Here is a 19,894-nt window from a genome sequence, read left to right as displayed (position 1 = left end):
AACATTATAGGGTAATCTGTATTTGTTTATCTAAAACTTATGCCCATATTTAAATATATATTTTCATGATTTGTGCAACATATGATTAGGAGGTGAAAAAATGTTTGATTTTGAACATCAATTAAAAATACTGCCAGATAAACCTGGAGTTTATATAATGAAAAATTCCTTAGGTGAAATTATATATGTAGGAAAGGCTAAGATACTTAAGAATAGAGTTAGACAGTACTTTCAGAATTCTAAAAATCACTCGGAGAAGACAAGGGCCTTGGTTAAAAATATTTCTGAATTTGAATATATAGTAACAGATTCAGAAATGGAGGCTTTGTTACTTGAATGTAATCTTATAAAGAAATACAGCCCAAAGTATAACATAGCTCTAAAAGATGATAAATTTTATCCATTTATAAAAATAACAACTAATGAAGACTTTCCTAGGGTATATGTAACTAGGAATTACGCAAAGGATGGAAATAGGTATTTTGGTCCATATACAAATGTTCCAGCTGTATATGAAACAATAGGTATGATAAAAAAGGCTTTCCCTTTAAGAACCTGCAAGAGGATTATTACTGAAGGTGGAGAGAAGACTAGACCGTGTTTAAACTACCATATAAAGCAATGTAATGCACCTTGTGGAGGCTATGTATCTAAAGCTGAGTACGGAAAGATGATTGAAGATATAATAAATATACTAAGTGGTAAAGATACGGAACTAGTAAAGGGCTTAAAGAGCGACATGAACATAGCAGCAGAAAATCTTGAATTTGAAAAAGCTGCAAAGCTTAGAGATAAGATATTGTCCATAGAGTTTATAAGCGAGAAACAAAAGATGTTTACTGCCAGAGAGGCTGATGAAGATTTTATTAATGTTTATAGTGATGAAAAAGATATCTGTATTCAGGTGTTTTTCTTAAGAGAAGGAAAGATAACTGGAAGAGAGCATTTTATGTTCCAGGATAAGGCCAATGATGATGTTGGAGAAGTTATATCAGAATTTATAACCTCCTTTTATGGTGGAACTGCACAGTTGCCTAAGAACGTATATGTACCAGATATACAGGATATTGATCTTATGGAAGAGTTCTTGACAATAAAAAAAGGATCGAAGGTCTGGATCAAGATACCTAAAAAGGGTGAAAAGAAAGATATGCTTGAAATGGTCCAGAACAATGCAAAAATGACCTTAGAGCAATTTAAGGATAAGATCTTAAAGGATAAAGAGATTAACAAGGTATCATTAGAAGAGCTTGCATTTCTACTGAATCTTGAAAGTATTCCTACAAGAATAGAATCCTATGATATATCAAATATTCAGGGTGTAGATTCAGTAGGAACAATGGTGGTCTTTGAAGAAGGAAAGCCTAAGAACTCTGACTATAGAAGATTTAAGATAAAGACTGTCAAAGGTGCAAATGATTATGATAGTATGAGAGAAATATTAGAGAGAAGATTTTCTCATGGTCTAGAAGAAATAAAAGCAATTCAAGAAAGAAATTTAGAGTTCTCAAAAGGTAAGTTCTCCATATTCCCGGACCTAATAATGATGGATGGAGGCAAAGGTCAAGTAAATGTAGCTCTTGAAGTATTAGAGAAGTTTGGCATAGACATACCTGTTTGTGGAATGGTTAAGGATGATAAGCATCAGACTAGAGGTCTTATATATAACAATGAGGAACTTATTTTGAACAGAGGTTCAAATTTAATGCACATGATAACCAGAATACAGGATGAAGTACATAGGTTTGCTATAACATACCACCGTTCCCTTAGAGATAAGAGAACCTTGCACTCAATTCTTGAAGATATTCCTAACATAGGAGAAAAGCGAAGAAAGGAACTCCTCATGAAGTTTGGAAGTGTAGATAATATAAAAAATGCTACCCTTGAAGAATTGCTTGAGACTCCTAGTATAGATAAGAAGGCTGCTGAAAGCATAAGAGGATATTTCGCATCAAAAAAATAAAATGAAGAGGAGACTTTGTTTATATGAACTATGTTTTGGATACCCATACACACACAATTGTTAGCGGTCATGCATATACTACATGGTTAGAAAATATAAAATGGGCATCAGAGAATGGTATTGAAGTGTTAGCAACAACTGATCACGGTCCTAGCATGCCAGGAGGACCGCATATATTTTATTTTAATAACCAAAAAACACTGCCAAGAGAACTTTATGGGGTTATTCACTTAAGGGGTTGTGAAGCTAATATTGTTGATTATGATGGGAATTTAGATATACCGCAAAGAACTCAAGCTAATATGGATATTTTGATAGCTAGTTTACATGATGTTTGTATAAAATCAGGGACTAGAGAAGAAAACACTAAAGCTTTAATAAATGCAATGAACAATCCATTGATTGATATTATGGGACATACAGGTAATAGTTTTTTCCCAATATATGAAGAAGAGGTTGTAAGGAAGGCTAAGGCCGAGGATAAGATAATTGAAATAAATAATAGCTCATTCAAGTCTAGACCAGGCAGTGAAGCTACATGTTTAAAGATAGCAAAGCTTTGTGTAGACTACGGAGTTAAAATTGTTTTAAGCTCTGACGCTCATGTGTGCTTTAATATAGGTAAATTCCCTGTTGCACAGAAGATAATAGAAGAAGCAAAGGTTCCAGAAGAGTTAATATTAAATACGAATAAAGATAAAATTTTAATTTACTTAAAGAAAAAAGGCAAACTTTCTGATTTAAGCCTTGATTAAAGGGCAATAATTACTTTATACTATTTAATTGAGCGTATTTAATAAAATCATGAGGAGTTTTAATAATGAATGAATACTTAGAGTTTAGTAAGCTACTTTTTAGTATTTACGATGAAAAAGATATAGAACTAAATTCTCTTATGAGTGAGCACATATATTTTAAGGTTGGGGGTCCAGTTGATATATTAGTGAATCCCAATACCGCTGAACAAGTGAAAAGTACTATTGATATATGTAAAAAGCATAATGTCCCATATTTTATTATAGGTAATGGCTCCAATATTCTAGTAAAAGACGGTGGAATAAGAGGGGTAGTTATAAAGCTTTGCAAACTTAGTAAGATAACAGTTAGAGGTACAGAAGTAGAAGCAGAATGCGGTGCACTTTTAGCGGATGTTTCTAAACAAGCCTTGGCTAATAGCTTAACTGGATTTGAATTTGCATGCGGTATACCAGGTAGTGTAGGTGGAGCAGTATTTATGAATGCAGGAGCTTATGACGGTGAAATTTCATTCGTAATAAAAGAAGCAGTTGTGTTAGATGATAAAAATGAAATAAGAGTTTTGGAAAAAGATGAACTTGAGCTTGGATATAGGTCAAGCGTTGTTATGCAAAAAGGCTTTATAGTTATTGGAGCAGTATTTGAGCTGAAACAAGGTAATTATGAATCTATAAAGCAAAGAATGGAAGAGTTAACAGCAAGAAGAGAAGAAAAACAGCCGTTAGAATATCCATCAGCAGGAAGTACCTTCAAAAGACCTCAGGGCTACTTTGCAGGAAAATTAATTCAAGATGCAGGCTTAAAAGGATTTACAATTGGAGGGGCTGGAGTTTCTGAAAAGCATTCAGGCTTTGTTATTAACAAAGGTAATGCTACTGCAGCGGATGTTTTAGCAGTAATACATCATGTACAGGCCACAGTTAAGAATAAATTTGATGTGGACCTTCATCCAGAAGTTAGAATTATTGGCGAGGATGTAATATAAATAGAGATGTATCACTTTATATTAAAATTTATATTTTTAAAGTATCCTCTTATAGTCTAGAGGAACTCTAAAAATATATTTCGTATTGAAGAGGTAAATATTTAACTTAATATTTCTTTCATACTTTGGTTCAGAATTTAGCTTATTAAGTTGGAAGAGAAAAAACTTATATACCACTATTGGTATATAAGTTTTTTTTTAGGGGATTTTAATAGTAAATATAAGTACTAGTGGTGATAATTATGAATGAAATTAGTACTAAACTAAAAGAAAACTTATCTAAGATCAAAAGTGTATTAGGGAAGAGTAATGATATAGTAATTAGAGAATTTATCATAGGAAAAGATGAAAGAATAGAAGCTTTTATAATTTATATAGACGGGTTATCTGATGATGATACGGTAAATAGCATAATTCTAAAGTCTTTAATGATAGATGTAAGAATCGCCGATTTAAAACTTTCTAACGGTAAGAATATTGATTGGTTTAATATCCTTAAAAGACAATGCTTAGCTTTTGGAGAGATAGATGAATTATCTAATATTGATAAGGTTTATGAAAGTGTGTTGGCAGGTGAAACAGTTTTACTCATAGATAGTTGTAATAAAGCTATTTCAATTGATTCTAAAAAGTGGGCTCAAAGAGGAATTGAAGAGCCTACTACACAGAATGTCATTAAAGGACCTAAGGAGGGATTTACAGAGACTCTAAGGACAAATACCGCTTTAATTAGAAGAAGAGTAAAAAATAAAAATTTAATATTTGAGGATTATAGACTTGGAGAGCAATCTCAAACTGATGTATCACTTGTCTATATAGAAGGAATTGCTGATGACAATGTTTTGAGCGTGGTGAAAAATAAGATACAGAATTTGAACATAGAATTCGTAGTAGGCAGCGCAATTATAGAGGATTATTTACAAGGAGATAAAGTATCACCTTTCCCAATAATATATAGTTCTGAGCGACCAGATTTTGTTGCAACTGCACTTATGAGAGGAAAAATAGCAATACTTGTAGATGGCACCCCATTTGCTTCAATATTACCAGCAGTTTTTACTAATTTTTTTCAGACTACTGAAGAGCTATATGTAAGAAATTATACTGGAAGTTTTTTAATGCTTATTAGATTTATAAGCTATATTATAGCCTTGCTTACTCCAGGCGTATATTGCGCTGTACTAACCTTTCACCAAGAGATGCTACCTACAGCATTATATATAAGTATTGCAGCCCAAAGACAAAGAGTTCCTTTTCCTATAGCTTTCGAGGCTTTTATATTAGAACTTATCTTTGATATATTAAGAGAAGCTGCGGTAAGAATGCCTAGAGCTGTAGGTCCAACAATATCAATAGTAGGAGCTTTGATTTTAGGGCAAGCATCTATAGAGGCTGGAATATTTTCACCAATACTTATAATAGTAGTAGCTATAACAGCAATAGCTACGTATGTATGTCCCTCTTACATAATGGCCAATGCTTCTAGGTTATTAAGATATGCCCTACTTGCTTTAGGCACTACTCTTGGGCTTCCTGGTTTAATAAGCGGGATAATAGTTGTAATATTTTACCTTTGTAGCATAAACAGCTTTGGGGTTCCTTATATGGAGCCTTTTGTTCCAAAGACTATGGCACCTAAAAATAATCCTATTGACCCTAAAATAAAAAATATTTTTAAGCTTATATTGAAAAATTTAATTAAGAAGTGATTATTATGAAGAGAATTTCTAGACTATTAATTATAATTATGCTTTGCAATCTATTAGGTGGCTGCTGGGGAGCAAAGGAACCATCGCAGCTTTCCTTAATTACAGCCTTAGGAATAGATAAGGTTAGAGAAAAGTATCTAGTTACAGTACAAATATTAAACACTGAGAAAGTAGCTTCTGATAGATCTGGAGGGGATGGTACAGATATAACAACTTACAGAATGGAAGGTAAGTCTTTAGAGGAAGCTATTAGGAGGCTAAGTTTAGAAATACCTAGACAGTTTTTCTTAGGCCACTTAAGAATGCTTATATTTGGAGAGGATTTTGCCAGAGAAGGAATAGGAAGCACTCTTGATTATTTGTTAAGAAATAGTGAAGTAAGAAGTGATTTTTATATTGCTGTATTGAGAGGGAAAAAAGCTACAGATGCACTTAACGTATTAACACCGTTAGATAAGAATCCAGCTAATAAGCTATTTCAATCCATAGAGAATTCAGAAAAAATATGGGTACCAACTGCAAAGGTAAGATTATTTGACTTAATAGAAATGACACATAGCGAAGGTATAGAACCTATATTAACAAGTATTCTAGTATCTGGTGATACTGATATTGGAATGAATAAGGAAAATATTAATTATTCAGATGTACCTACAAACATACAGCTAGGCCCTGTTGCAGCCTTCAAAGGTGATAAACTCATAGGATGGTTAAATGATAGTCAAAGTGCATTAGTAAATATAATAAGAGGTAGTGAAAAAGGTTTTTTGATAATAGTTCCATGGGTTGATCCAAAGGAATTTATTAATTTAACTGCTGAAAAGTTAAAAAGAACTATTACTGTAGAAGAAGTTATGGGAAAACCAAAGGTAATTGTTAACATGGATATAAAGGCGTCTATTGCTGAGGCGACAGGAGTAATACCAATAGATAAGCCAGGTACTATAAGGCAAATAGAAAAGAAGACAGAGGATTATCTAGTTATGAGGTTTAGTAAATCTACCTCAGAAATACAAGATAAATTTAAATCCGATATATTCGGATTTGGGAGAAGTGTTAAGATACATAAAAACAAACTGTGGAAGAGTGTAGGAAAAAGCTGGGACAATGACTTTCCGATTCTTCCGGTAGAATATAAGGTTAAGGTTGAGATAACAACTACTGGAACCACTACAAAATCACTTAAACCTACAAAATAGGGTGAAGTTTATGAATAATAAAATAAGCGGAAGACAACTTGTTAGAATGATGATTTTATTTCAAATAGGAAGTGCTGTAGCGATACCATTAGCAACAAGTGCAAAGCAGGATTCTTGGATAGTAATATTTTTAGGGATGGTTATAGGTACAGGAGCAACTTTTATATACAGCACTATATTTAACAAAAGCAATGGAGGTAATTTTACAGAAATTTTGAAGGAGATTTTAGGAGGAAAAGTAGGTTTTTTTCTATCTTTAATATATATTTTTTATTATATATATATTGCAAATAGAATAATTAATGATTTCAGGATAATAATAAGATCTACTGCTCTTCAGAAAACTCCTGATATTATGGTGATACTTATTATGACTATACCGGCTATCTATTGTGCTTACCTAGGAATAGAAGCTATGGGAAGAGGAGCGGTTATACTAAATGCTATAACTTTTACTACAATAATTTTAATAACATTATTTGCATTTTTAAACAAACTTCCCAAGATGGAGCGGTTGCTTCCGGTACTTGAGTATGGATGGGAACCAATTATAAAGTTGCTATTTCCATTAGCAATTACAGTACCTTATGGTGAAACTATAACTTTTTTAAATATTTATCCTAATGTTCTCGAAAGTGAGATAAATAAGGTTAGAAAGCTTTCATTTATCTCTAATATAATTGCTGGAAATGCTTTGGCTTTTGCATCTATTATGAGCATAGCTACAATTTCTGCTACTATAGTTGAAATATCTGTATTTCCTATATTGAAATCCATAGGTGTAATACAGATTGGTACCTTTATACAAAGGCTAGATGTTTTTGCCATACTTCTTTTGATGCTAGGTGGATTCTATAAGATTCTCATATTTTTTTACTGTTCAGTAGAAATGACCATGACTACATTTAAGCTTGACAATAGATATAGAAACCTGGTTGTTATTACTTTAGGTATTATAGTAGTTTTTATTTCATATATGCTAAAATCAAATCCCGTTCAGCACTTTCATGTTGGATTAGATATTGTTCCTATATATATTCATGTTCCATTACAATTTGTAGTTCCTATATTTTTACTTATAATAGTTCTTAGAAGAAATAAAAATAGAGCTAATATACAATAAATTCATATTTACATAGTTATATTATTGATGTATAATTTATACAAATAAAATCAATGAAGAGAAAAGTAGAAGTATAAACATAGATTAAAGCGAGTTGGGGACGGTGAAAGCCCATATTTATATTACTTTGAAGGACATCTCTGAGATGCGAAGCTGAAAAATAACTTATTTAGTAGGCTGAGCCGGGTAAATACCGTTATATTGCAAAGATAACTTTTTAAGTTAATTAGGATGGTACCGTGAGTAATACTCGCTCCTTTGTTGGAGGGAGTTTTTTTATTTTTTAATTATTTTCGCTGCCAGAATTTCTTCGCATTTATTTATATAAGATAGGTATATTGTGATAAGTCGAAGAATTTTAATTTTCAGAAAAGCTAATTAGGGTGGTACCGCGTATTATTCGCCCCTTGAGTTTACTCAAGGGGCGTTTTTTAATTTATTGGTACTTTCTTGAGATTAAATATCTATAGGTATTACTGGAAAAGGTTTCGTTAAAGAAATATAAAACTGCGGCTGATCACCGTTTATATAGAGGTTTATAACGTTATATACAAATTTATATGTTTAAACATTTTGATATTGATATCTAAAGATTTAATTGTTTAAGGAGGAATTTGTTATGGAAAGAACATTAATAAATGAGCTTAAGTGTGGAGATAAGGTGAAAATTACTGGATGGCTTCATAAAGTTAGAAGTTTGAGCAAGGTAAGTTTTTTAGTTTTAAGAGATAGAACTGGTATGGTTCAATGTGTAGTTGATAATAACCAATTAGATATACAAGGTATAAAATTAGAATCTGTATTAGCTATATGGGGAAACGTAGTTGAAGGGAAAAATAAAATTAGCAATATTGAGCTTCAAGCAGAAAAAGTCGAGGTAATAACATTAGTTAAAGATGAGCTACCGATAACTATAAATAAAAGTCCTATGGAAAGTAATTTGGAAACACAGCTTAATAATAGAGTATTAAGTTTAAGAAATGAAGATAATAACTTTATATTTAAGATTCAAGCTGCTATATCTCAAGGCTTTTCTGAGTTTTTGATAAAGGAGGGCTTTACACAGATATATACACCAAAGCTAGTTTCTGAAGGTGCTGAGGGAGGCACCGCTTTATTTAAAGTTGAATATTTTGAAAAACAAGCTTACCTAGCACAAAGCCCACAGACCTATAAACAGATGATGGTGGCAGCTGGATACGAACGAGTTTTTGAAATAGGTCATGTTTATAGAGCTGAAGAGCATAATACTTCAAGACATATAAATGAGTATGTGAGTATGGATTTGGAGATGGGCTTTATAGAAGATGAACAGCAACTAATTGAGTTTGAGACAAAACTTTTAAAGTTTATACTTTGTAATATAGAGAATGAGTATAAGGGTAAGTTTGAAGAACTTGAAATAAGAATACCACAAATTAGAGAGGTTATACCTCAAATTACATTGCAAGAGGCTATAGGAATATTAAAGGCTAAATACTCTCGTAATGATCTTGTGGGAGATCTAGATCCATTGGGTGAAAAGCAAATATATCAATATGCAAAAGAAGAGCTTGATTCTGAGTTCATATTTATTACTAATTATCCAAGAAGTAAAAGACCTATGTATACCATGCCTAAAGGTGAGCTTGGAACTAGAAGCTTTGACTTATTATTTAGGGGAGTTGAAATAACTACAGGTGGTCAGAGGATAAATGAATACTCTGAGCTTGTGGAAAATATGAAGTATAAGGGATTAAATCCAGAAGATTTTGGTTTTTATCTTGAATCTTTTAAGTATGGAATGCCGCCACATGGAGGTTTAGCTATAGGTCTAGAGAGAATAACTGCTCAACTATTACAGCTAAGCAATATAAGAGAAGCAACTTTATTTCCTAGAGATAGAACAAGGTTAACGCCTTAATTTTATACAAACATGACCTATATTATAGTTTTCAAAACTCTTAAGAATTCTCGGAGAGTTTTGAAAACTTTCTCTTAATTTAAATATTATTTTGAGCGTAAAAGTATATAATTTTAAGGTTTCATATAGGCATAAATGCAACTTTAAAATTGTATATCTATAAAAGTTACATTATGTGATATAATTTAATGTAAGAATATTTTTACTCATAAATGAGGATAATTACTTTTTAAAATCGTATAGCATTTTATGATGTACTGATTCAAAGTAAGTATATAAAGATGTAGCACTTCAATCCGAAAATATGAATCTTATTATAAAGTGATACATTTAAATATCAAATACTTAAGGATGTAGCAAGGAGGATATTTATGAGATTTGTGATAGTAACTGGTCTTTCTGGAGCCGGTAAGACAGAAACCACAAGAAGTTTAGAAGATTTGGGATACTTTTGCGTAGATAATTTACCTCCAAAGCTTATATGTAAGTTTGCAGAGGCGTGTCAGCAAAGTGATGGGAAAATTGATAAAATAGCATTGGTAATGGATATAAGAGGTGGGATTTTTTTCGAAGATTTATTTGAAACCCTTCACTCTTTAAAGGAAAATGAACTAAAATATGAAATACTATTCCTTGAAGCATCAGATGAAGTTCTTGTAAAAAGATTCAAGGAGTCTAGAAGAAGTCATCCGCTTGCACCAGACGGAAGAGTTATAAATGGTATTGAGGAAGAGAGAAAAAAACTTAGAGAGATAAAAGATAGAGCTGATAATATAATAGATACTTCTAAATATGCAATAAGAGACTTGAGAGAAAAGCTTAACTTACTATATGGAAGTGGCTCAACAACCGAAAGACCTCTAACAATTACTGTTGTCTCTTTTGGTTTCAAGTATGGAATACCTATGGATTCTGATTTGGTATTTGATGTAAGGTTTTTGCCTAATCCATTCTATATACCAGAACTTAAGCCTTTTTCAGGCAATGATGAGCCTGTAAAAAAATATGTTTTGGAAAAAGAAGAAACTAAGAAGTTTATGGATAAGATAGATGATATGTTGAAATTTTTAATACCTAACTATGCAAAGGAAGGTAAAAGACAGCTTATAGTTTCTATAGGTTGCACTGGTGGAAGACATAGATCTGTAGCTATAGCAAACGCAATATATGAAGATTTAAACAGTAGTGGATTCAAGGCTACAATTGAACATAGAGATGTCAATGAAGATGTTAATAGAGGAGCTAAAAAGCTATGAGACTTATTGACTGGCTAAAACCAGGTATAAAACTTAAAAGGTGGATTTTATATGCTATACTAGGTATTTTGTTTATAGCTTTTGGACTTAATGAGCTGGTTCAGCATAAGGTTTATAATACACCATACATGGTTTTCTTCATATTTTTAAATATAACAGGAATTTTTATAATTTATGTATCCGTTACTGAGGGGATCAAGGCAGTGATAGCTCTAATGAATAAGGGATATATAAAAGTTTCCTTTGATAATGAGAAGATAGAAAATCTTATATATGAAAAGAGACTCTTGGTTAAAGGACCTAAAATAGTTGTAATAGGTGGTGGAACAGGACTGTCTACCATGCTTAGAGGTTTAAAGTATTATACTTCTAATATTACAGCTATAGTAACTGTTGCGGATGATGGTGGTGGCTCTGGAGACTTAAGAGAGGACCTTGGAATACTGCCACCAGGTGATATAAGAAACTGTATATTAGCTCTTGCAGATACGGAGCCTCTTATGGAGGATCTGCTTCAATATAGATTTAAAGATGGAAGGCTTAAGAACCAAAGCTTTGGTAATTTATTTTTAGCAGCTATGGATGGTATCTCTGACAACTTTGAAGATGCAGTTCAAAAGATGAGCTCAGTACTTGCGGTTACTGGAAAAGTATTACCAGTTACCTTGGAGAATATGAAGTTAAAAGCTGAACTGGCTGATGGGCAAATCATTGAAGGAGAGTCTATGATCCCAGAGATAGCTTATGAGAATAAAACTAAAATAAAGAAGTTATCAATAATCCCAGAAGATGCAAAGCCTTTAGATGATGCTATAGATGCAATAAGAGAGGCCGATGCCATAGTTTTAGGACCAGGAAGTTTATATACAAGTGTTATACCTAACATGTTGGTAAAAGAAATAACTAATTCAGTAAGAAGAAGTAAAGCTTTTAAGATTTATGTATCAAATATAATGACACAGCCTGGAGAAACAGATGGTTTTAAAGTATCTGACCATATTAAGATATTAAATGATTATTGTGGTAAAGAGATTGTTGATTGTGTAATAGCTAATGTGGACAATATATCTGATGAGCTTAAAAAAAGATATAAGGAAGATGGCTCAGAGATTGTTGACATAGACTTACCAGAGCTTCAAAGGATGGGTATAGAGGTGGTAAAGGCTAATCTTGTAAATATAAATAAAGGGCTAGTAAGACATAATTCTGAGAGATTGGCCGAAGTAATAATGCAAACAGTTATGGAGAAAAAGCTTTTATATGATAGAAAAAAGATATTAGAATATATGTACTTATCACAAAGACTAAAGGAAAAGTAGCAAGGAAGGGGTATTTATGTCATTTTCGTCAAAAGTTAAAGGAGAAATATGCAGATATACTGATTTAAATAAAAGTGAAGCATTGGCAGAAATTTCTGCAATAATGAAGGTTAGTGGAACCTTAGCTTTTAGTGGAAGACAGATTAGCTTTAAGATAACCACAGAAAATCCTGCCTGTGCTAGACTGGTGTTTACTATATTAAAGGATCATTTTAATATACATTCTAGGCTTATGGTAAAGAGAAGTAACTCATTGAAAAAGAATAATATTTATATGGTTCTTATAACAGAGGAAATGGGTGTTAAGGACCTTCTTAGGGATACAGGAATATTGAGAGAAGTAGATGGCATCACTACCTTAGATTATAGAATTGATCAAGATATAGTGTCAGATGAGGAAAAAAGAAGAGCTTATGTAAGAGGCGCTTTTATCGGTGGTGGAAGTATAAGTAACCCAGAGAAAAATTACCATCTAGAATTGGTTACCCATTCTTTAGAATATGCAGAAGATCTAAGAGATGTTATAAATACCTTTACGCTTAACTCTAAAGTGATACAAAGGAAGAACAGTTATATTGTTTATATTAAAGAAGGCGAACAAATAGTAGATTTATTAAATGTTATAGGTGCTCATTCTTCGCTATTAGAACTAGAAAATATAAGAATAATGAAGGAAATGAGAAATAACGTAAATAGGCTTGTAAATTGTGAAACTGCCAATTTAAGTAAGACTGTAAATGCCGCTGTAAGACAGGTTGAAAGCATAAAGCTTATACAAAGGCAAATAGGACTTGCAAGATTGCCTAAAAACCTAAGGGAAGTTGCAGAGCTTAGATTGACATATCCTGATGAGTCTTTAAAGGAATTAGGTGAGATGCTAGACCCACCAGTAGGTAAGTCAGGAATAAATCACAGACTTAGGAAGATTGAGAAAATCGCAGATGAAATAAGATCAGGACAGATTTAGAAGAATACATTAGGATTAAGTATAAGAAAATAAAAATCTTATACTTAATCCTATTTTTACTTATCTGACAGGGGGATACATACATTAATAAAAGGCATATGTGCAAAAGTTTACTAAAGAAAAATACTTTAGGACATTTTTAAAGAATATTAGTCAATAATCTCAATATAGAAAGTTGAAGAGAGATAGACTTTATTAACAAAGCTTAATATAGTTTGATTATGTTAAAGTACTATGTTGAAATTATTAAACATAGCCTATAGTTTATACAGTAAGGAGTTACTAAGTATGAATGAAATCAGAGTAGATAAATTAACAGGAAGACAAGTAATAATAGCTACCAATAGGAGCAAGAGACCTATTCATAACAATCATAAGCTTAGAATACCTTCAGACACTGATATGTCTGTACATGACATTAAATGTCCTTTCTGCAGGGGCAATGAGGAAGAGACGCCTATTGAAATATATAGAATAGGAAAAGATCCTTGGAATGTAAGAGTAGTAAAAAATAAATATCCTACTATAGTGGAGGATGGAGAAGATATTAAGGGCTATCATTATGTTGTTATTGAGACACTAGAGCATAACACTAAACTATATCAATATGATGTTGAAAAGTGGAGAGATATATTTACTGCTTATAAATATACTGTAGAGAAATGCTTCGAACATAAAGAGATTGAATTTGTTCAGATATTCAAAAACTATGGAGTTAAGGGCGGAGCATCTTTAGAACATCCTCATTCTCAGATAATAGCTCTTAATTTTACTCCTCTTAGTAGAACTTCAAAAAGCTTAGGTTGTTTGGTTTGTGAGGAAATCAATGAAGAGCTTTCGTCTAAGGAGAGAGTAATATTTGATAATGAATACTATGTAGCCTATACACCTTATGGTTCTTATGTACAGAATCAAATAAGAATAGCTTGGAGAAAACATTTAAGCTCTCCAGAAAACGTATTTAACAACGATAACATAGCTAAAGTATCAGAGTTAATGGTAGAGGTGTTTTCTATAATTTATCAGAGTTTAGGTGATATATCTCTTAACATATGTTACTATATCAAGAAAGATAATGATTCATTAAGCCATTTTTACATTGATATATTTCCTAGAGAAGGATTTTTTGCAGGCTTTGAGATGAGTACTCAAGTTTTCATAAATGTAACTTCTCCAGAAGAAGCAGCTAACAAATTTAGGCAGGCGGCTGCTTATGTACATGGTAAGTAAGAAGAGTTATAATAAATATAGAATCGCTTTGGTATTTAAATATAATTTACCATTTAAATATGAAAACTATTTTTTAATATAAAGTGGTGCGTCATAGAAAGGTAGAAAAAGTTTTAAGTTAACTTAAGATAGATATAGATTAACAGAAGGAGGAGGACATTGTGAGTGATAAGAAGTTTACTCATCTTCATCTTCATACAGGATATAGTTTACTAGATGGCTCTGGAAAGATAGATAAGGTAATATCAAAGGCTAAAGAGCTTGGGATGGATAGTATAGCTATTACAGACCATGGAGTAATGTATGGATGTGTTGATTTTTACAAGGCTGCAAAAAATGCTGGGATAAAACCTATTTTAGGCTGTGAAGTCTATGTGGTACCTAAATCTATGCATATAAAGAATGTTGATTCAGATAATAAAACTTATCATCTTGTTCTTCTTGTAAAGAATGAAAAAGGCTATGAAAATTTAATGAAGATAGTATCAAAAGCTTCTACTGAAGGTTTTTACTATAAGCCTAGAACAGATCATGAGTTCTTAAAGAATCATAGTGAAGGTTTGATTGCCTTAAGCGCATGTCTTGGAGGAGAGGTACAATCAAATTTATTGAATGGAAATAAAGAAAAAGCGAAAAATGCTGCTTTATTTTATAAAGAGACCTTTAAAGATGGCTTTTATCTTGAGATTCAGTATCATGGTACTGATGATGAGAGAAAAGTTAATGACATGAACATTGAGCTAGCTAAGGAGCTTGATTTGCCTCTTGTAGCCACAAATGATGTTCATTATATTGAGAAAAAAGATTCCAAATCCCATGATATACTTCTTTGCATACAGACTGGAAAGACTGTAGATGAAGAAAATAGAATGAGATATCCTTCAGATCAATTTTATTTAAAATCAGCTGAAGAGATGTGGAATATGTTTTCATATGTGCCGGAAGCACTAGAAAATACTCAGAAGATAGCAGAGATGTGTAACTTTGAGTATGAATTCCACACCTCAAAGCTTCCTAAGTTTCCATTGCCAGAAGGAACTGATCCTTTTGAGTATATGAGAGAAGTTTGCTTTAAAGGACTTATTGAAAGATATGAGATTTTTAAAGATTTTTTACATAAAGATTTTGATTTAGATAAGATAATACAATTTGGCGAAACAAACGATGAAGCCAAGCTTTATATAGATAGATTGAATTATGAGCTATCAGTTATAAATCAGATGGGATATGTGGACTACTTTTTAATAGTTTGGGACTTTATAAAGTACTCCAATGACAATGGGATACCAACTGGACCAGGAAGAGGTTCTGGGGCTGGATCATTGGTTGCTTACACTCTTGGAATAACAAAGATTGACTCTATTAAATATAGCTTGCTATTTGAGAGATTCTTAAATCCAGAGAGAATAAGTATGCCTGATATAGATAGTGACTTTTGCTATGAAAGAAGACAGGAAGTAATAGACTATGTTGTAGAAAAGTATGGCATGGACAATGTATCTCAGATTATAACCTTTGGTACTATGGCGGCTAGAGGTTGTATAAGAGATGTAGGAAGAGCCATGAACTACTCTTATAGTGAAGTTGATAAGATAGCTAAGATGATACCTCCTAATATGCAAGGGGTTACTATAACCATAGATAAGGCTTTAGAATTAAATCCTGAGCTTAAAAGTGAATACGATAATGATGCGAGAGTTAAAGAATTAATAGATGTTAGTAGGGAGCTTGAAGGACTACCAAGGCATTCATCTACCCATGCTGCTGGTGTAGTAATAGCTTCACGTCCTCTAGTTGAGTACGTACCACTGCAAAAAAATGAAGATAATGTTGTAACACAGTTTGATATGGTTACTCTGGAAGAGCTAGGTCTTTTAAAGATGGACTTTCTTGGACTTAGAACCTTAACTGTAATGAAAGACGCAGTGGATATGGTAAAGCAAAATCGTGGTATAGACATTGATCTAGATAAGCTAGACTTTGATGATAAAGAAGTTTATAGGATGCTTGGAGAAGGCAAAACCGTTGGTGTATTCCAGTTAGAATCTGCTGGTATGACTTCCTTTATGAAAGAACTAAAACCAGACTCTTTGGAAGACATAATAGCAGGAATATCTTTATATAGACCAGGGCCTATGGCTGAAATACCAAGATACATAGAAAACAAGAAGAACCCAGATAAGATAACGTACTTAACACCTCATCTAGAACCTATATTAAAAGTTACCTATGGATGCCTAGTATATCAGGAACAGGTAATGGAGATAGTTAGAAAGCTTGGTGGATACTCTATGGGACGTAGTGACCTTGTAAGAAGAGCTATGTCTAAGAAAAAGCATAAGGTGATGGAAGAAGAAAGAAAGAACTTTATATATGGAATTGTTGATGAAAATGGAGAAATAGAAGTTCCTGGATGTCTTAGAAATGGGATATCAGAAGAAATTGGTAATAAGATCTTTGACTCCATGATGGACTTTGCTTCTTATGCGTTTAATAAGAGTCATGCTGCAGCTTATGCTGTGGTAGGATTCCAGACAGCGTATCTTATGAAGTACTATCCTGTTGAGTATATAGCTGCAATGCTTAATTCGGTAATGGGCATAAATGAAAAAGTAGCTTACTATATTAATTTTGCAGAGAGTCTAGGTATACAAGTGTTGCCTCCAGATATAAATGAAAGTTATTCAAAGTTTACGGTTAAAGGTGATACAATAAGATTTGGACTTGCAGCAATAAAAAATGTTGGTATGAATGTAGTAGAAAGTGTAGTTAGTTCTAGAAGGGAAAAGGGACACTTTAAATCTCTTATAGACTTTGCAAACAAGGTGGACCTATCTACAATTAATAAAAGAGCAACAGAAAGTTTAATAAAGGCTGGTGCCTTTGATTGCTTTAAAATATTTAGATCAAGGTTACTTGCAGTCTATGAAAGAGTGTTAGACAGTATAGGAAATCAGAGAAAACGAAATATTGATGGACAGATAAGCCTTTTTGGAAATGAAGATAACTCTGTAATAGACACTCCTACAATAAAGTATCCAGAGATTAAGGAGTTTGATAAAAAGTATCTTTTAGCTATGGAAAAAGAAATGACAGGGCTTTATATAACAGGACATCCTTTAGATGAATATGCTCAAGGCTTGAAGCTTCAAACTACCATTAGAATAGAAAAGATACTACTCTCTCATAGCCAAGTGCTTGAAGATGAAGCATTAGGCGATTCTATTGATAGTGGGCTTATGACCTCAGCTTCAGTTTATGATGGTGAGAGAGTGGTTATAGGTGGAATAATAGCAGAAGTGTCTAGAAAAGTAACCAGAAACAATACTATTATGGCCTTTTTAAAGTTAGAAGATCTTAGTGGTATTATTGAAGTTATAGTTTTTCCAAAAACCTTAGAAAAAGTAAATGCACTAATTAAAGAAGATTCCTTAGTGGTTGTAAGAGGCAGAGTTAGCATAAAGGAGGATGAACTTCCTAAGCTGATTTGTGAAGAGATACAGCCATTGGAAAAACTGAATTCTTCAAAGATTTATATAAGAGTTCAGGATAATGAAAAGGCTAGAGCTGTAAATAAGCTTTTAAAAACAATATTAGAGCCTTTTAAGGGAGAAACCCCTATATATATTTTCTCTGAAAAAGAGAGACAGAACTTTAGATTAAGCAAGGATTTGTGGGTATCTTTAGATGGGAATATAATATCGACATTAAGTGGATACTTTGGGGATGAAAATATAAAAGTTGTGGATTAATTTTAAAGCAAAAAATTAATTGTTATAAGATAACAGTCTAAGACATACTATTTATATGGTGTGTCTTTAGGCTGTTATTTTTTTATTTTATAGTAAGTGCCTTCAGCGACTTTTTTATTATTTTTCAGTAAGAAAGTCTTATTTTTATATATAAGACTTTCACAAGTTTTAGAACTATAACGGTTTTATTTAAAAACAGCAAAAAGTATATAGAAAATATAAAAAATGAAAAAGAAAATTGAGAATAATATGCTGTAAGTTAAAGGATTTCATATATTTTTTAACCACATATAAAAATATCACAAAAAGGATATAATAAATTGTATCAATCCCCAATGTTTCGTCATATATTTCTACATTTCAACATAAAATCATTGAAAATTATGAAAATATTAGTTAGAATTTATTTGGGGAATTAATATGGAGTAATTTTAATTTTATTTGTCAGAATATTCAAGCGTTATTAAGCTAAATTTTATGAAGATAATTTAACTAAAATTATAATTTATACGTTGAAAAATCTTCGTAGTTTATGTAAAATTAATCTAGTTAATAAATGTGGGTAATATTTAGCACAGGTGGGACTATAAATGTCCATGATTGTGTGGAGGAGGAAATATTATGAAAAAAATCGCTGTTTTAACAAGTGGTGGAGATGCACCAGGAATGAATGCTGCAGTAAGAGCTGTGGTAAGAATGGCTTTACATAATGGATTGGAAGTTATGGGGATAAAAAGAGGGTACGCTGGTCTTATAAATGGGGAACTTTTTAAGATGGATAGAAGCAGCGTATCGGATATCATCCAAAGAGGTGGTACAATCCTAAGAACAGCAAGATGTGAAGAATTCAGACATGAAGAAGGAAGAAAGAAGGCAGCTAACATACTAAAAGCATATGGTGTTGATGCACTTGTTGTTGTTGGTGGTGATGGTTCCTTTACAGGTGCTAAACTTATATCTAAACTTGGAGTTAAGACTATAGGTCTTCCAGGAACTATAGATAATGACTTAGCTTACACAGATTACACAATAGGCTTTGATACAGCTTTAAACACTGTTATCGATGCAGTAAATAAATTAAGAGATACATCAACTTCTCATGAAAGAGTATCTGTTGTAGAAGTAATGGGAAGACACTGTGGAGATTTAGCTTTATATGCAGGTCTTGCAGGTGGAGCAGAAGCAATAGTAGTACCAGAAAAAGGTTTTAATCAAGATGAACTATGCAAAACTATTTTAGAAGGAAAAGCTAAAGGTAAGATGCATAACCTTATTCTTCTTGCAGAAGGTGTTGGTGGAGCAGAAGATCTAGCTAAGCATATAGAAGAAGTTACTGGACTAGAAACTAGAGCAACAATATTAGGCCATATACAAAGAGGTGGAAGTCCTTCTGCAACAGACATAGTTCTTGCTTCAAAAATGGGAGCTAAAGCTGTTGAGTTATTACTTGAAGGAAAAACTTGTAGAGTAGTTGGAATAAGAAACAACCACATAATGGATATGGATATAGACGAAGCATTAGCTATGGAAAGAAAATTTGATGAAAAATTATATGAGATAGCTACTGCACTTTCATATTAAAATTTTGTTTTGTATTAATGTAATAATATGATAGAATGTAATCTATGTGTGCATAAGTTTTGATTTAGGGTTTAAAGCTTGAGCACACATATATTGAATGAATTAATTAATTTATGTATTTAGAGCAAGTTATAGTAGATTTTCAATT

13 protein-coding genes and 1 other annotated feature are annotated in these 19,894 nt (G+C 32.3%); all 13 genes read left to right on the top strand.

Annotated features, from left to right (window positions below; translation table 11 throughout):
* Positions 1 to 100 precede the first annotated feature (100 nt).
* The 13 genes from uvrC (at position 101) to pfkA (ending at position 19,746) form a co-directional block, all read left to right on the top strand.
* Positions 101 to 1,966, top strand: coding sequence for an excinuclease ABC subunit UvrC (uvrC, locus tag GXK57_RS14345; RefSeq protein WP_160677683.1), 1,866 nt, complete (start codon positions 101 to 103; stop codon positions 1,964 to 1,966).
* A 23-nt stretch (positions 1,967 to 1,989) separates the two neighbouring features.
* Positions 1,990 to 2,721 carry a phosphatase gene (locus GXK57_RS14340; RefSeq protein WP_160677681.1) on the top strand — a complete coding sequence of 244 codons (732 nt, stop codon included), beginning with the start codon at positions 1,990 to 1,992 and terminating at the stop codon, positions 2,719 to 2,721.
* 65 nt (positions 2,722 to 2,786) lie between these two features.
* Positions 2,787 to 3,707 carry a UDP-N-acetylmuramate dehydrogenase gene (murB, locus tag GXK57_RS14335; protein ID WP_160677679.1) on the top strand — a complete coding sequence of 307 codons (921 nt, stop codon included), beginning with the start codon at positions 2,787 to 2,789 and terminating at the stop codon, positions 3,705 to 3,707.
* 242 nt (positions 3,708 to 3,949) lie between these two features.
* Positions 3,950 to 5,416: a spore germination protein gene (locus tag GXK57_RS14330; RefSeq protein WP_160677677.1), complete on the top strand. Its 1,467-nt coding sequence runs from the start codon at positions 3,950 to 3,952 to the stop codon at positions 5,414 to 5,416.
* A 5-nt stretch (positions 5,417 to 5,421) separates the two neighbouring features.
* Complete coding sequence (locus tag GXK57_RS14325) at positions 5,422 to 6,615, top strand: Ger(x)C family spore germination protein (protein WP_160677675.1); 1,194 nt, start codon at positions 5,422 to 5,424, stop codon at positions 6,613 to 6,615.
* A gap of 10 nt (positions 6,616 to 6,625) precedes the next feature.
* Positions 6,626 to 7,738 carry a GerAB/ArcD/ProY family transporter gene (locus GXK57_RS14320; protein WP_160677673.1) on the top strand — a complete coding sequence of 371 codons (1,113 nt, stop codon included), beginning with the start codon at positions 6,626 to 6,628 and terminating at the stop codon, positions 7,736 to 7,738.
* Positions 7,739 to 7,782: 44 nt separating this feature from the next.
* Positions 7,783 to 7,999, top strand: a binding site (T-box leader).
* 358 nt (positions 8,000 to 8,357) lie between these two features.
* Positions 8,358 to 9,641, top strand: a complete 1,284-nt coding sequence (gene aspS, locus GXK57_RS14315) for an aspartate--tRNA(Asn) ligase (RefSeq protein ID WP_160677671.1) — start codon at positions 8,358 to 8,360, stop codon at positions 9,639 to 9,641.
* A 371-nt stretch (positions 9,642 to 10,012) separates the two neighbouring features.
* A complete protein-coding gene (gene rapZ, locus GXK57_RS14310; RefSeq protein WP_160677668.1) occupies positions 10,013 to 10,897 on the top strand; it encodes an RNase adapter RapZ in 885 nt (294 codons plus the stop codon).
* On the top strand, positions 10,894 to 12,216 hold the full coding sequence (locus tag GXK57_RS14305; RefSeq protein WP_160677666.1) for a gluconeogenesis factor YvcK family protein: 1,323 nt from the start codon (positions 10,894 to 10,896) through the stop codon (positions 12,214 to 12,216). The genes rapZ and GXK57_RS14305 overlap by 4 nt, the downstream gene beginning before the upstream one ends.
* Positions 12,217 to 12,232: 16 nt before the next feature.
* A complete protein-coding gene (gene whiA / locus GXK57_RS14300; RefSeq protein WP_160677663.1) occupies positions 12,233 to 13,183 on the top strand; it encodes a DNA-binding protein WhiA in 951 nt (316 codons plus the stop codon).
* A 288-nt stretch (positions 13,184 to 13,471) separates the two neighbouring features.
* Positions 13,472 to 14,413 (top strand): DUF4931 domain-containing protein, encoded by a 942-nt coding sequence (locus GXK57_RS14295; RefSeq protein WP_160677660.1) that lies wholly within the window; start codon positions 13,472 to 13,474, stop codon positions 14,411 to 14,413.
* 161 nt (positions 14,414 to 14,574) lie between these two features.
* Positions 14,575 to 18,165, top strand: coding sequence for a DNA polymerase III subunit alpha (locus tag GXK57_RS14290; protein ID WP_160677657.1), 3,591 nt, complete (start codon positions 14,575 to 14,577; stop codon positions 18,163 to 18,165).
* Positions 18,166 to 18,786: 621 nt separating this feature from the next.
* Entirely contained in the window at positions 18,787 to 19,746 is a 960-nt protein-coding gene (gene pfkA / locus GXK57_RS14285) for a 6-phosphofructokinase (RefSeq protein ID WP_160677654.1), read from the top strand.
* The last annotated feature ends 148 nt before the right edge of the window (positions 19,747 to 19,894 follow it).

The organism is Clostridium sp. C8-1-8, assembly GCF_009928445.1.
In the GTDB taxonomy this organism is placed as follows: Bacteria; Bacillota; Clostridia; order Clostridiales; family Clostridiaceae; genus Clostridium_AR.
Note: the sequence above shows the minus strand (reverse complement) of the source record. Positions and strands in the feature narration are given on the sequence as shown.